The following is a 15,133-nucleotide window of genomic DNA, read 5'->3' on the forward strand; positions in this document are numbered from 1 at the left end:
CTTTCACCATGAGTATTACCTATATTATATGCCTAGATTAGCCATTATTTCAAAGTTTCAAAGAAATCGTTCGCGTGGTTTACAGCCGCGATGCCGTCCTTGGCGTAAATATCTGCGCCCGCTTGGTCAGCGTAATCTTGGGATACTACGGCGCCACCAACCATGACCTTCGTTTTAAGGCCGGCTGCACGAATCGCAGCGATAGTATTGTCGATTTGAGGCATTGTGGTCGTCATCAAGGAACAAATGCCTACGAGGGCCGCCTTGTTGTCCTTAATGGCTTGTACGATGACCTCAGGGTCAACATCCTTGCCGAGATCGATGATTTTGTAACCATTATTTTCAAGTAAAGCGGCTACGATATTTTTGCCTAAATCGTGAATATCGCCCTTAACAGTGGCTACAACAACGGTTCCTTTATCTAAACTGTCGCTGGCTGGAATGATTTCTTTGATAGTGTTGAAAGCAGCTTGCATCGTTTCCGCAGCGAGCATAACTTGTGGCAAGAATAATTTACCAGAACCGAATTTGTCGCCTACTACGTTCATGGCTTCTGAAAGCCCTTTTTTCGTAATATCTAGTGGATCAATGCCGTCAGCTAATGCCTTTTTAACAAGTTCTACGATAGCTTCCTTTTCGCCTTGTTCTACACAAGCGCGGATATTAGCTAATGGATCGTTGCTATCAAAGGATGCTTTATCTGGACCTTTTGGCGCCGCATTGCCTGGTGCTGTAGTTTCGTCTTCGTAACCATATTCTTTGATGAATTCAGCAGAACCTGGGTCCCAACCAAGTAATGTAGTGCTCGATACAAATGCTTTTTTAGCTGCGTAGTTGAGCGGATTCATGATTGGTGTAGTCAAACCAGATGCAAGGGCCATTGTTAAGAATTGTCCATTTAGATACGGACGTTGTGGCATGCCAAAGGAAATATTGGATAAGCCCATAACAGTTGGGAAACCGAATTTTTCTTTATATAAACGCAATGTGCTAAGCGTTTGTCGTGCACTATCTTCACCGCTGGCAAGTGTTAATACCAATGGGTCAAGCAAGAGGTCGTGTGGTTGTAAACCATAGCCATATGCGCGATTTACGATGCTTTCAGCCAAAGCAACGCGATCCTCAGCCTTTTCAGGTAAATCGCCACTGCAGATTGGCAAACAAAGCAATGCGGCACCATAGCGTTTAGCCAATGGCATAACGTGTGTAATGGACTCTTCTTCGCCATTTACAGAGTTAATAAGTGCGCGACCTGGATAGTTTTTAAGGGCAACCTCCATGGCTTTAGGATCCAATGTATCGATGGATAATGGTGTTTCCACAAGCATGGATAATTCGAAGATGGCTTTTTCCATCAAAGGTGTTTGATCCATACCGGCTACACCCATATTCACATCGAGGATATCTGCGCCAGCCTCTACTTGGTCTAAGGCATCGCGTTTTACACGGATGAAAGAACCATCGCGTAGCTCTTGAGCAAGCACTTTACGGCCTGTTGGATTGATACGTTCGCCGATAATCAATGGTTTTACATTATGACCTAATTCAAGCAATTTTGTACGGCTTGTAATCACCGTTTTAGGCTCAATATGAGCGCGTTCCTTAGGCGTATGTGCTTTCACAGCGTCAGAAATCGATTGAATATGCGCTGGTGTTGTACCACAGCAGCCACCTACATAACTTGCACCTGCATCAACAATTGGAATCATCAATGGGCCCATGTCTTCTGCTGAAAGCGGAAATACCGTTTGCTTGTTAATGAGTTGTGGCATACCTGCGTTTGGTTGGCAGATGATTGGTAAATTAGTAACACTAGCGATTTTTTCGATAAGTGGTGTGATTTGTTCAGGTCCAAGAGAACAGTTAATACCGATGATATCGGCCCCCATTGCCTCTACAATAGTTGTAGCAACCTCTGGAGGTGTACCAGTGATGGTACGACCGTCTTCACTGAAAGAAAATTGACAGATAATTTGTACATCTTCTTTAGTCTTACCTGCTGCATCACGAGCATCCAAAGATGCTAATAGAGCGGCACGCATTTCTTGTACGTCGATAATCGTTTCGATAATGATGAAATCAACGCCACCTTCAATCAAAGCCTCTGCTTGTTCTCTATATGTATCGTAAATAGAATCAAAGCTCATATTGCCCAAAGGTTGTAAAAACCGTCCTGTAGGGCCCATAGAACCAGCTACACGAGCGGATGGCTTGAACTCTGCAATTGCTTCTTTGGCAACCTTTACAGCTGCTATATTCATTTCTTTTACACGATCTTGTAAATCGTAATCTTCTAATTTAAGGCCGCATGCGCCAAATGTATTAGTAGTAATTACATCACTACCATGTTGTAAATATTGTGCGTGGATATTTTTTACTACGTCTGGTCGTTCTACGTTAAATAATTCTGGGCAATAACCCTCTTCTAGGCCTGCTGCTTGGAGCATTGTACCCATAGCGCCGTCAAAAATGTACATGTGAATCATCCTTTATGTATTGGAATGTAGGTCGCCAAGGACATTCGCCCTCCACCGCCTTAACGGTCGTCGGCCGAGGGCCTAGACCTGGCAAAGTCGGTCTCAGAACCTTGGCGACCTACATTCCAATTATTAATACTATAAATAGATTGTTTCACGTGAAACATTTTTGCTTGCACATGGGTACAATGGTACAGATGTACAAGGTGATGTTTCACGTGAAACATTGTGTGTTAAATATTATTCTGTTGGTTGTGCTTTCATAGATATACCAGATGTTTCAGCTGTTGTTTTGCTTGTTTCTGGCTTTGGAGTTGCTGCTTTTTCTGGAAGTTTTCTTGATTGACAATCTTTTTGTGAGCAAGAGCTGCAACCGCGTTTTGTTGTTAAGCATTGATCGCCTGGCATTAAACCGATAATGGCTGTTACGGATTTTCTTGGGAATAACAAGTAATTTTCTGTAACTTGTAGACCGATTTGTTCGGTTTTGATGATTTTACCGAGCTCTGGTTGAATTTCTAAAGGCCAGTTACCATAGCCAGGGCTAAAACGCCATGTAGGTGCATAGCCTTGTTTCTTAGCAATATTATTGATTACCTCGTTAACTTGGTCAGCCACTTGTTCAACTGCAGTTGTTGCAGCCGCGTCTAGCAATAGGCCTACGGTGTAGTTGCCTTGTTTGAATAATTGTTCACTACGTCTTTCGACGTCTTCGCCGACCGTTACACCTAGCACATACACTTTTGTAGATTTTTCAAGGTGCTTTTCAATGATAGAGCCTTCAATTTTGAGCGGCGGATTACTTAGGATAACTTTGTTTTCCGCATCGTAATCATATTCTTGATAGACACCCTTTGGTGTCGCTAATAATTGAATTTCTTTACAAGCTTCGTCAACGAATTTTTCTGGAAAATCTTCGGCATGACGGAGTCCTGCGTATCGCTTTACTTCATCTTTGTTGATGACGGGAAGCATTCCGTTATAAATGGGCATGAGAAACGCCTCCTTTAATAAAATAGATTTTATGGTTAAAATGTTAAACCTATTAAAATACTGTCTTTTATAAGTATAAATATATCTATATATACTGTAAAGGCTATAGCTTCATATAATTTATTAAGGTGCGTCCATAGAAAAAAGTTATATGTCATTATTTATGTCCGGTGGCTTAAGTTAATACAGACATAATACGTAATCAAATAAAATTATGAACCGTTATATGGTTATATGCTGACAAGAACGTATGTTTTTTATAAATGTTTCACGTGAAACATTCTTATATGTTTTTAGATTTTGTTTGAAAAACGATGCTTATACCTATAAAGTTCTATTTCTTTTGCGTGCCCTATGTTATAATGAAATGAAATATTTTTGAACGTAAAGTCGAGGTGAATTTTGTGGGCAAAGTAATAGCGATTACTAATCAAAAAGGCGGTGTAGGCAAGACTACAACATCTGTTAATCTCAGTGCTTGTTTAGCTGATGCAGGCAAAAAGGTGTTATTAATAGATTTGGATCCGCAAGGTAATGCTAGTTCTGGATTAGGCATTGAAAAAGATGATTTGGAATTATGTATTCACGATGTGTTGATAGATGGCGAAGACATTGCTAATGTTATTCAACCTACAATGCTTAAAAAGCTTTTTGTAGCGCCTGCAACGATTCAATTGGCTGGTGCTGAGGTAGAATTAGTAGGGATTGTTTCACGTGAAACAATTTTGAAAAAAGCCATTGCTTCTATACGCGATGAGTATGATTTTATCATCATTGATTGCCCGCCATCTCTTGGTTTGCTAACATTGAATGCTTTCACAGCGGCTGACAGTGTTTTGATTCCAATTCAAACTGAATTTTATGCCTTGGAAGGTGTTAGTCAGCTTGTTAAGACGATTACAATCGTGCAACAAACATCTAATAAAGACCTTGTAATTGAAGGTGTGTTACTCACTATGTTTGATGGACGTACTAATTTGTCTGTCCAAGTGGCAGATGAGGTAAAATCGTTCTTTGGTACTAAGGTGTATAAAACAATTATTCCTCGAAATGTTCGCCTCAGTGAAGCACCAAGTTATGGGGAACCGATTATTGTATATGATCCGAAATCAAAGGGTGCAGCTGTTTACACTAAATTAGCTAAAGAGGTTATTCGAGATTCTAAGAAAACGAAATAATTGGTATAGAATAGACTAAATAAATATGATTATGTAATGTAAGCACAAACTGTATATTGGTTTGTGCTGCATTTTATATATGCGGTGTGAAAGTACTAATAGATTGGGGTTAATTATGGCGATGAAACAGAAAAAGGAACGAAAAACATTAGCAGCAATGATAGGAGAACAGTCTATAGAGACGGCTTTACCTGAGCGTGAAGTTCACGAGTTGCCTATAGGGGATGTAATTCCTAATGAGGATCAACCACGTAAGAATTTTGATGAACAAAGTTTAGCTACTTTGGCTGAATCTATTAAGAATTTAGGTATCTTTCAACCAATCGTCGTTCGCAAGCAAAAGGATAAATACCAAATCGTAGCCGGTGAGCGCCGCTATCGCGCTGCATTGATGGTGGGCTTAGAAACAGTACCTGTAGTTGTAAAAAATTATAATACAGAGGAAATGACAGAAGTCGCTTTAGTAGAAAATCTCCAACGTGAAGGTCTGGATCCGATTGAAGAAGCTTTGGCGTATCAAGGTTTGATGAATACGTATAAGCAAACTCAGGAGATGATTTCTGCACGACTTGGACGTAGTCGTTCATATATTGCCAATATGATGCGCCTTTTGAAATTAGCTGCATCTGTTCAAAAGGATTTGATTGAAGGCGATTTAACTGTTGGTCAAGCTCGACCTTTATTGGCTTTACGTAGTGCAGCGCAACAAGTAGAAGCAGCAGAGCGCATCAAAGAGGGCGAATTAAGCGCTCGTCAAGCAGAGCAGCTCGTGAAAGCAATGATGTCTAAAAAGACTAAGTCTAAAGACACTACAGAGCCACATGATACAGCTGAGGTTCGCGCATTGGTAGATCGTTTAAAATTGAGCCTAGGTTCTCCAGTATCTATTAAATTTAGAGCTGGTAAGAAGGTACAAGGTAAAATTGAAATTGCCTTTAGCTCTGAAACTGAATTAGAACGTCTTATTGCGTATATGGATGCTCAGGAGAGCACAGAACATGAAGAAACAATGGAGTTTCGCGTATAATGGAACAAACACCAAAGGCTAATCGCGTACACATCGGCTTTTTTGGCCGTTGTAATGCGGGTAAGTCGACCTTAATTAATATGCTAACGGATCAACCAGTATCCCTTGTGTCTGAGGTGGCAGGCACTACGACCGATCCCGTTAGCAAATCTATGGAAATATTGCCTCTAGGCCCTGTGGTCATTACCGATACGGCGGGAATTGACGATACATCGGAACTGGGCGCTCTTCGCATTGAAAAATCCGAAGAAATTATCAAAAAAATCAATCTCGCTGTCTATGTGTTGCGTAATGATAAAGCGCCCACTGCTGATGATATGATATGGCTTAATAAGTTGAAACAAAACAATGTGCCTATCGCATTACTCATCAATGAAATTAACGCTTCTGATAGTGAAAGTACTCATGACGACGATAGCAATGGTAATGATACTAACTCAAATTATGTAGATGCGTATCCTGATTTGTCAGCTATTGCCACTGTCGTAGGCTCTACTGATTTTACATCGAATCGGGATCGTCTTACATTGCTTGATTTGCTAGGTGGTTTAACACCGCTCGATGTAGAAGGCGAGCAATCTCTATTACAAGGGTTAGTTGATCCAGGGGATACTATTATCTTGGTATGTCCTATTGATTCGGCGGCGCCAAAGGGTCGTCTAATCTTGCCTCAGGTTCAGACAATTCGTGAGATTTTGGACCATAAAGGCCTTGCCTTGGTGTGCCAAACAGAAGAGCTACCGACCATGCTCAATAAGCTTTCACAAAAACCAAAACTCGTTATCACCGATTCGCAAGCCTTTGAAGCGGTGAATGCGTTGACGCCTGCGGATATTCCATTAACATCATTTTCCATCTTAATGGCTCGGTTCAAGGGAAAATTGCAGGATTTAGTAACGGGGGTGAAAGCCCTTAACAACTTGAAACCTGGTGCGCGTGTGCTCATCAGTGAGGGCTGCACACATCGTCGCCAATGCGATGATATTGGAACTGTTAAAATTCCGATGTGGCTTAAAAAGAAGGGGCATACGGATCTACAGCTTGAATTTACCAGCGGTGGTGCGTTCCCTAAGGATGTGAGCGCTTATGATCTTATCATCCATTGCGGGGCTTGTATGTTGACGCGTCGCGAGGTGTTACGGCGCATTGATTGTGCCGTTGTGCAAGGTACGCCTATTGTGAATTATGGTGTACTTATTGCGTCATTACATGGTATACTAGAACGTGCTATTAGTCCGTTTATGGACGAATTAGATAGAAAGGGTTTTGAATGTTAGAATCTATACAACCCTATATCGGTGTATTAGGATGCGCATTAGCCGTTATTTTATTGGTATATTGCATTATCCTACACATTAGATTAGGGAGCTTAACGAAGAAGTTCAATTTCTTCATGCAAGGTGAAAATGGGGCTAGCCTAGAACGTAAACTTTCAGTAGAAATCACTGAAATTCGCGAGGCCGCAAAGGGATTGCAGGATATGATTGAGGAACAAACTCAAATTCGCAATATTCAAGGCAACACATTGCAAAAAATCGGCTTTAAGAAGTATAATGCATTTGATAACATCGGCAATGATTTGTCCTTTGCCCTTACATTGCTTGATGGTAATAATAATGGGGTTTGCATTTCCAGTATCTATGGCCGAAATGACTCTCGTATTTTCAGTAAACCAATTGTGAAAGGTAAAAGTCTCGTTAATCTTTCACAAGAGGAATTAGAAAGTTTAAATGAAGCGCTTGGAGAACGTACGAATGAGGAAGCGTTAGCGAGCGTTATCCATTCTCAATAGGCAAATCGCTTTGTTGTGTTCATATAGAGCGCACATGCATGATGAGTTGAAGAATGATTAAAAGTAAGGAAGGCATTTTGAAAGTACCAAGTATTTTGAGTTCTGTAGTGTCTCAGAATGGTGATAATTGCACCATTACATTGAGTCATAAACAAGCGAAGATTGTAGCTGTAGTGGCCGTAATCTTATTTGTAGCAGCACTTGTTTTATCCATTTGGGGCATTGCACGACAAGCAGAAATCGTTCAATTGCGTCAACAAACACAATTGCAAACAGAACAACTAAAACTGTTACAACAAAAAACAGAAGTGTTGGATAAGAAAATCCAAAACTTAAATCAAATTAGTGAAGAAAATAAACAAATGTTAAAGGGTGCTGAGTCCGGCACACCATCTCAAGGTGGTAGCGATGGCTCTGACCCAAAGCAGGAAGCCGCTAGCGATGAGACTAGTCCCACGCTAAGTGCGGCGCAACTTTCAGCAAGACTATCTAAATTAGATAAGGATGCACAAAAATTATTGGTTAGCTTCTACACGATGCGAAACATCTTGCGTGATGGTGGGGCTCAAGACATCGCTGCATTGCAACAATTGAACTACACCACAGGTTCTGGTGGATATACGAATAGTACAACGCCAAGCATCTGGCCAAGTAAGGGTGTTATTACATCCCCTTATGGCACTCGTGTCGATCCTGTGACCGGTGCTGCTAGCGCATTCCACGAAGGTGTTGATATCGCTGACGATTACGGCACACCTATCGTTGCTACTGCAGCGGGTACCGTAACATTTGCAGGCTACACCGAAGGCGGTTATGGTAACCTCGTAGAAATCGATCACGGCAACGGATTTGTGACTCGCTATGGCCACAATAGCGCCGTTCTCGTTACACCGGGCATGACCGTAAAACAAGGCCAAGTCATCGCTCTTATGGGTAGTACTGGTAAAAGTACTGGCGCACACGTACACTACGAAGTACGGATTAATGGATCCGCGGTTGATCCCATGGTATTTTTGCCAATTAGTAATTAAATATGCTATGTGAAAGGGAGTGTCCTCCAAAAACAACACGCTACTGCGCTTGCGCGGAGCCCGAAGTTGTTTTTGGAGGACACTCCTTTTCTACGCTATACATTAATTACTAAACTGGCGGGAGTGGGGAAGCTACTGCGCTTACGCGGAGCCCGAAATCGTCTTCGAACAGGGGGTATCCTTTTTGGCGTATTACTAATTACTAAACTGGCGGGAGTGGGGAAGCTACTGCGCTTATGCGGAGCCCGAAATCATTTTCCGGAGGGGGCTATCTTTTCTATCTAAATTTAGTTGACTAATTGGCATAAAATACCATTGTACAATTTAGGATAAAGAAGTGTACGAGATTGGCTTATATATGCCTTATAAAAAATTAGAACAGGCGTGTTCTAATTCTGAGTACCTAATATATGTGCCTTAAAAAATAGAACAGGCGTGTACTAATTCTGGGGACCTAGTATATGTGTTTTAAAATAGAACAGGCGTGTACTAATTCTGAGAATCTAGTATATGTGTTTTAAAAATAGAACAGGTGGGTTCTAATTCTTAGTACCTAATATATATGTCTTAAAAATAGAACAGGCCTGTTCTATTTTTTGGGATACACTATAAGGCACCTATGTAACAAGTATTCATTACATCTCTTCCCAAACGGCTGGGTTGGTAGTAATTCATATACCATAATTGCTACGATTACTGTATAGGGGAGGGAATAGATATTCTTTTTGTGAATTAAGGCAGGTAATAAATCTGTTCCTCATATATAGTTAGTATACTAATTTAATAGGGTTGAGGGGCCTGAAAAAACGACTTTACCCTCACTGTGGATTTCGCTTTGCGAAATCTTACGTTCGGGACTAAGTGATGTGTGGGCCCCATGCGTCGCTATGCTCCTCTGTTGCCTCACACCCTACTTATGGCCCTGCGAAGGCCGAAGGCCGTAGTCAGACCTGGCCGGTGGAGGATTTAGGGCCCCATCATCATCTTGTTTGGCACCAATGTGTAGGTAATATAATTAATGGATCAATAGATATTATTATCTTATGCATAATTAGGATTGTCTTTCATGTGATATCTATTCCTTTTCGTCTATAAATATTGTACAATTATGGTATATGAACGGAGGTATATCTATGAAGGCCTATGTACAAGTTTATACCGGCGAAGGCAAGGGTAAAACGACGGCTGCTATCGGCCTCGCTATACGTGCTATAGGCGCTGGCAAAAAGGTTCTATTTTTACAGTTTATGAAGTCTAAAGTGTATAGTGAACATAATATTTTACCGACCCTCAAAAATATTACATTAGAAACTGTAGGTAAACCGTTTTTTATCATCAAGGAAGGCATGAAGAGCAAGGATGAGCTCGCCAAATGGGGTGATGAGGTGGTTGTATTTGAATCGGGAAATCCGCCTAAGGATTATGTAGCGCTTATTGAAAAGGGCTATGAACGCGCGTTAGAGGCTGTATCTAGCGGCGACTATGATTTGGTGGTTCTCGATGAATATAACATGGCTTTGTTCTTTGAACTCATTGATTGGAAAAAAACGGAGGCTCTATTAGAGGCTCGTAATCCGGAAACCGAAGTGGTGTTTACGGGGCGCGGGGCACCGCAAGAACTTCTTGATGTGGCCGATCTTGTGACGGAAATGAAGGAAGTTAAGCATTATTACATGCAAGGTGTAATGGCTCGCAAGGGCATTGAAAATTAGAGTATACTTTCACAAATCCCATAACCTAAGGAGGTGATGTGGTTGAGTATAGTCGCTATTGTGGCACTCGTCGTAGTGCTTCTCATCGTAGCGCTGATCATGATTATCCTACTAACGCCAATCACATATAGCATCGAATGGAACGGCAGGACGCCGTACCGCGTAGAATTGTCGGTTAAATGGCTGTGGCGCGTATTGTCGCTGCATCTCGCATATTTTCAGGGCAAACCATTTTTTAAACAACTTTATCTATTAGGTATGCAGAAAATAGGCCCTGTGAAAGAATACGACGAATGGATTCAACAACGGGTTGATGACGAATATCAGAAGGCTGTTGATGAATTTGAAAATGATCCGATGGCTGCGCAGGCGGAAGCGATGATGAAAGCCATGCAAGGTGATGGCCAGGGCGGTACTGAACCGACTGAGCCGACGACCGTTGGTGCTTCTGGTGAAAGCCTAGATGCTACGCGCAGTGCAGGGCAAACATCAGATGCACAAGGTAAACAGGTTCGCGTTGAACGTGTTGATACATCTAAGGATGATAATAAGGGTGCTGAAGCGCGGGCTGCACAATATGATTCAATTCGCGATAACCCGACGATGAAACCTGATGATGAAGTGGTAGAAAAGGTTACTTTCAATAGTGATGGCACCGTAAAAGAGAAGGTATTTACGAAAATAGACGGCTTGAAAGATAGCGTAAAATCGCGCTTTCAAAAACCAGATCCTAACGATCCGGTGGCTAGCTTTAAATCGAAAATCCCGACCTTTTGGTTCATGAAACATGTGACGAATACGGAATTGTGGCGTCAATTATTGCTTGTTTCTAAGCGGTGTTATGACCATTCTAAACCACGAGATATCGCTGTAGAAGGGCGTATCGGCATCGGTGATCCTTTTAAGGGTGGCATGTTTGCTTCGATGTTGTACAGTATCTGGCCTGAACAGGCTGAACATATCGAGATTGATTATTTGAATTGGCATTTAGAAGGTAGCGGCCACATTAAAGGGCGCATTATTCTAGGCGCGTTGGCATGGCACGGCACGCGATTCGTGCTTTCACAACCAATGCGTGCACTCATAGCTGAAACGGGCAAGGTCGTTTGGGTTAAGCGCAAAGAAAAGAAAGAATTAGAACGATTGAAAGCGGAACAAGCCGCTAACGCATAGTTGACATCAGTGGAGGTACTACGATGGAGAACAGTAACGTAAAAGAAAATTTAGAAGTCCTTTTTGAGAAGTTCAAAAATATGATTAAGGTGGAAACTGTAGTAGGTGAAGCGGTGCAAATCGGCGATACTACATTGGTTCCATTTGTGGACGTAACATTTGGTTTCGGCACTGGCACAAACCACAATACATCTGGCAAGAATCATGAATGTGGCGGCGGTGGCGGCGGCGCTCGCATGGAACCAAGCGCTGTGCTCGTTATCAAGGGCGAACGTATCGAGTTATTCAACATTAAAGGCAATCCTTACAGCAACAGTTTTGATCGCCTTATCGGCTTGGTGCCTGACCTCGTGTCCAAATTGAAATCCGATAAATACATCTATCTTAATGACGAACAATAATAGATAGTAAATTTTTAATAAGGGTTCATGATGAATTCATGGGCCCTTATTATTATTTAATAGTATACAATTTAATTATTAGATGCTATATCTCATCTATGATTTTTGAGGGTTTTTACTTGTGAAAGCAAGTTAGATTTGATATAGTAAAAATAGTGCATTACATGTTTGTGTAATGAAACTTTACTGTTCAGGAGGATCTCAAATGAAATTAACTAAAAAATTGACAACATTGGCTATTGTTGGTGCTATCTCCGCTACCACTGCTGTGGCAAGCGCTGCTAACATTGGTTTGGTGCAAATGAGTCAAGTTGTAAATAGCTATCCTGGTTACGGTGCACTCGATATGAAAATGCAACAAGTAGATGCACAATACCGTCCACAAATTGAAAAGAAAATGCAAGAAATTGACAAAATTAAAGATCAAGCTCAAGCAGAAGCAGAATTCAATAAATCTGTAGCTCCATTGTTACAAAAAGAAAATGACGAAGTGAATAAAATTGCACAACCAATGATGCAAAACATTCACAACGCTATCGAATCCGTTCGCGTTGAAAAGAAAATGGACGTTGTATTAGACGACCCATACACAATCCGCGCAGCTGATGCAAATAGTAACGTTGAAAATATTACAGATGAAGTAATTAAACGTCTAAAAAAATAATATTTTAATGTCGCTTTGGCGATAAGTAAAAAGACACCCTCCTAAAAACTCCACCGGCCGGGTCTGTTCCTGCGGAACAGGGCCAAAGTCGTTTTTAGAAGTGTGTCTTTTTATTTTCAAATCATACATAAGATATTATTTTTTTAGACTGTAGAGGAGAAAGGGACAAGGAGGGTTTAATTATGTCTTTTATGCAGGTTTGTTGGAGTTTGATGCGGTATCCGCGATCTAAGGGGATTCCGTATATTATGGAGAATGGTACGTTTGATCAAGCGCTAGTTTTTATGTTGCGTTTGTTTGGCATTATGCTTGGTTTGTCGGTGGTGGAAAATGGTATCATATTTCTTATCACGCCTGTGACCATGCTAGATACGATTGTATCGATTTTAGGCTTTGTTTTTGCCTGGTTTTTCCTAAAAGGGCTTTGGTTGATATTGGCCCATTTTTATGTGAAAGCCACTAGTAATCGTGATCTTATGTTTAAGGATACGTTCATGGCCGTTTCGTATGCGATGGCCTTTGATTTACCTATAACTGTATTGTCCTTACTCGGTGCTGTACTCGTTATTGTATTGAGCCTTGCTGGAGCAGGTATGATTGCGTTTGGTGTTCAATTTATTTTAGGCCTCATTACGTTTGTATTGGCCCTATATTATATACTTTGTTCACTTGGATTATACCGCCAAATGTTAAAGACCACATCAATGCATATTATTATCATTGCTATTGTATATACTGTACTTTTAATAAGTGCATCTATGATGTTACGAGTATAGGTGAAAGTTATTTCATAAATATTAAACAATACAATACGTGAAAGCAAAAAAACGAGCTTAGAATGAATCCAGGCTCGTTTTATTTTATGTGCTAAATGGGCAGATAAAGAATTTAGTATTTTATTTAGTCAATCGATAGCTCATGTCGAGGAGCATTTTTATTCTTTCAGTAGGCACAGAGCCATCCAAAGAAACGGTTAGCCAATTAGTCTTGTTCATATGATAAGCGGCGTATATGCCCGGTTCCTTGCGAAAGGCGCCAATCATGGTGGGCTCGCATTTGATGTTCAAAACATCGATAGGCTTAATGCTTGACCAGCCTAATTTATCGGTAGTAATGTTCATGACTAGGGCGAACCATTTATGATTACTTTGATGGCGGTACACCTTGTAATGCGGGAACTGCGTCCAAGGCGTATTGGTGGTAGTATCCTCAAATTGATTGTGAATATAGGTTTCTAAATCTTCGCGTGTCATGTAAATCCTTCTTTCTCTCTTACATAATTAGTATATTCTCTTATGAAAGCAACTGCAAGTAATAATACTATATTCTATAGAAATACAGTTATGAAATTAAGATATTAGGGCTAAGAATGTAAAAAACACCTATATATGGTAATAGCTACTGTTTTATGTAACTTACCACTTATAGGTGTTTTTTATATATAGACACTAAGGAAAGGAGGAGGTCATATCTATATAATATTATTCAGGTTTATGAACGAGGTTTACGATGAATTCACTATCTTCAACAAGCGTTGCTTGAATGTAGTTATCGCCATTAAATTCGAGAACTTCACCCGGTACGAGTACATGTTCTTCTGTTTCGTTAAGGAATACTTGAACTGTGCCCTTAACAACAGTAAAGATAACATTGGCTTCAGGATGATTATGTTTTTCTACCTTTTCACCTGCTTTGCCACCTTTTTTTACGATCACATAATTGGGACCTTGGAATAATAAACCTAACTCTTTTTTTACTGTGCCTGCCATAATGCTGCACCTCCTATGTATGAAAGTATTATTACTAATGAATTATCTTATAGCTATATTATAAATGATATTTCTTATCAATGCTGTGCCTATAGCTACACTTTTGAAAGAAATTTAAAATAGAATACGCCTGTTCTAATTTTTTTAGGCACATATATTGGATCATTAGAAATAAAAAACGCGAGCGTAAAATTTTACGTTCGCGTTTTCGTTCGTTTTTCGTCCGTTTTAGCGAACGAAATGGTATTTATTTTTTAGCGATTGTATATAATCGGGTGCCATTGTCTTCGGTGGTGATAAGCTCGAATTCAGGATCGATAGCTTTCACAAAGGCTTCGAACCATGTTTGGTATGCGAGCATCATGAATTTAGGATCTACGCCAGCAGTGCGCCAGTAACCGGCTTGTAAGCGGTGGTCGCCAACCCATGTGAAACGGTCTGCGCTGTCCTCAACGATTTGGTCGCCGCCGTCGCAAGGCATGCCGTTTACATAGAAGTTTTGAAGGGCATTGTAGATGGCTGGCGCCGTATGTTCTTCGAGGCTATCTTGGGCCACAACGCCGCATGCTTGACCTTGTACAGCGAAGGCATCGAGAATAGCGGTTACTACGTGAATAGCATTTTCATCAGCATTTGTATCGAGCATGTCTTTGATGAAAGCCGCTTCGCGGACGGATGCTATGTTGATTTGGTTGGAGAGCCATCCATGAATGTTGTTGTGGTCGATAATGTTTTCCAATGGAATGCTAGGGTTAATTGGTTCGCCGTATGTATCTACGGAGATGGAATGTAATTCCTCAGCAAGATCGTCTACGATCTTTGTCGTTTTTTCAAGAATTAAGTTTTCACGCTCTACGAGCAATTGGATTTTGCGGTATAACCAGTAGTGAATGTGGCCTAAAAATGCGGACATGTG

15 protein-coding genes are annotated in these 15,133 nt (G+C 40.8%); 10 read left to right on the top strand and 5 right to left on the bottom strand.

What is annotated here, in order from left to right; translation table 11 throughout:
* Nucleotides 1-44: 44 nt before the first annotated feature.
* Nucleotides 45-2,477: a homocysteine S-methyltransferase family protein gene (locus HMPREF1477_RS06320; RefSeq protein ID WP_016476258.1), complete on the bottom strand. Its 2,433-nt coding sequence runs from the start codon at nt 2,475-2,477 to the stop codon at nt 45-47.
* Between the two features lie 240 nt (nt 2,478-2,717).
* The gene (locus HMPREF1477_RS06325; protein WP_016476259.1) at nt 2,718-3,470 is read right to left on the bottom strand and encodes a hypothetical protein; all 753 of its coding nucleotides are present in this window, start codon (nt 3,468-3,470) and stop codon (nt 2,718-2,720) included.
* Nucleotides 3,471-3,874: 404 nt separating this feature from the next.
* Between HMPREF1477_RS06325 and HMPREF1477_RS06330 the strand changes: the two genes are divergently transcribed.
* The 10 genes from HMPREF1477_RS06330 to HMPREF1477_RS06375 all read left to right on the top strand — a co-directional run bounded on the left by HMPREF1477_RS06330 (nt 3,875) and on the right by HMPREF1477_RS06375 (nt 13,224).
* On the top strand, nt 3,875-4,648 hold the full coding sequence (locus HMPREF1477_RS06330; protein ID WP_016476260.1) for a ParA family protein: 774 nt from the start codon (nt 3,875-3,877) through the stop codon (nt 4,646-4,648).
* 115 nt (nt 4,649-4,763) lie between these two features.
* Nucleotides 4,764-5,675 (top strand): ParB/RepB/Spo0J family partition protein, encoded by a 912-nt coding sequence (locus HMPREF1477_RS06335; RefSeq protein ID WP_038148108.1) that lies wholly within the window; start codon nt 4,764-4,766, stop codon nt 5,673-5,675.
* A complete protein-coding gene (gene hydF / locus HMPREF1477_RS06340; RefSeq protein WP_016476262.1) occupies nt 5,675-6,952 on the top strand; it encodes a [FeFe] hydrogenase H-cluster maturation GTPase HydF in 1,278 nt (425 codons plus the stop codon). The genes HMPREF1477_RS06335 and hydF overlap by 1 nt, the downstream gene beginning before the upstream one ends.
* Nucleotides 6,946-7,467, top strand: a complete 522-nt coding sequence (locus HMPREF1477_RS06345; RefSeq protein WP_016476263.1) for a DUF4446 family protein — start codon at nt 6,946-6,948, stop codon at nt 7,465-7,467. Before hydF ends, HMPREF1477_RS06345 begins: the two co-directional genes overlap by 7 nt.
* Before the next feature lie 53 nt (nt 7,468-7,520).
* A complete protein-coding gene (locus HMPREF1477_RS06350) occupies nt 7,521-8,498 on the top strand; it encodes a M23 family metallopeptidase (RefSeq protein WP_009661386.1) in 978 nt (325 codons plus the stop codon).
* Between the two features lie 1,133 nt (nt 8,499-9,631).
* Nucleotides 9,632-10,210 (top strand): cob(I)yrinic acid a,c-diamide adenosyltransferase, encoded by a 579-nt coding sequence (locus tag HMPREF1477_RS06355; RefSeq protein ID WP_005375894.1) that lies wholly within the window; start codon nt 9,632-9,634, stop codon nt 10,208-10,210.
* 42 nt (nt 10,211-10,252) lie between these two features.
* The gene (locus HMPREF1477_RS06360) at nt 10,253-11,383 is read left to right on the top strand and encodes a hypothetical protein (protein ID WP_016476264.1); all 1,131 of its coding nucleotides are present in this window, start codon (nt 10,253-10,255) and stop codon (nt 11,381-11,383) included.
* Nucleotides 11,384-11,406: 23 nt separating this feature from the next.
* Nucleotides 11,407-11,784 carry a GerW family sporulation protein gene (locus HMPREF1477_RS06365; protein WP_005379443.1) on the top strand — a complete coding sequence of 126 codons (378 nt, stop codon included), beginning with the start codon at nt 11,407-11,409 and terminating at the stop codon, nt 11,782-11,784.
* A 205-nt stretch (nt 11,785-11,989) separates the two neighbouring features.
* The gene (locus HMPREF1477_RS06370; RefSeq protein WP_005375856.1) at nt 11,990-12,448 is read left to right on the top strand and encodes an OmpH family outer membrane protein; all 459 of its coding nucleotides are present in this window, start codon (nt 11,990-11,992) and stop codon (nt 12,446-12,448) included.
* A gap of 182 nt (nt 12,449-12,630) precedes the next feature.
* Nucleotides 12,631-13,224 carry a hypothetical protein gene (locus HMPREF1477_RS06375; protein WP_016476265.1) on the top strand — a complete coding sequence of 198 codons (594 nt, stop codon included), beginning with the start codon at nt 12,631-12,633 and terminating at the stop codon, nt 13,222-13,224.
* Between the two features lie 120 nt (nt 13,225-13,344).
* Here HMPREF1477_RS06375 and HMPREF1477_RS06380 read toward each other — a convergent pair whose 3' ends face one another.
* The 3 genes from HMPREF1477_RS06380 to HMPREF1477_RS06390 all read right to left on the bottom strand — a co-directional run bounded on the left by HMPREF1477_RS06380 (nt 13,345) and on the right by HMPREF1477_RS06390 (nt 15,130).
* Entirely contained in the window at nt 13,345-13,701 is a 357-nt protein-coding gene (locus HMPREF1477_RS06380) for an MmcQ/YjbR family DNA-binding protein (RefSeq protein WP_016476266.1), read from the bottom strand.
* Between the two features lie 228 nt (nt 13,702-13,929).
* On the bottom strand, nt 13,930-14,217 hold the full coding sequence (locus HMPREF1477_RS06385; protein WP_005375909.1) for a cupin domain-containing protein: 288 nt from the start codon (nt 14,215-14,217) through the stop codon (nt 13,930-13,932).
* Between the two features lie 247 nt (nt 14,218-14,464).
* A complete protein-coding gene (locus HMPREF1477_RS06390) occupies nt 14,465-15,130 on the bottom strand; it encodes a hypothetical protein (protein WP_016476267.1) in 666 nt (221 codons plus the stop codon).
* Between the last annotated feature and the right edge of the window lie 3 nt (nt 15,131-15,133).

Origin of the sequence: Veillonella sp. HPA0037, from assembly GCF_000411535.1 — a bacterium.
Lineage (GTDB): Bacteria > Bacillota > Negativicutes > Veillonellales > Veillonellaceae > Veillonella > Veillonella atypica.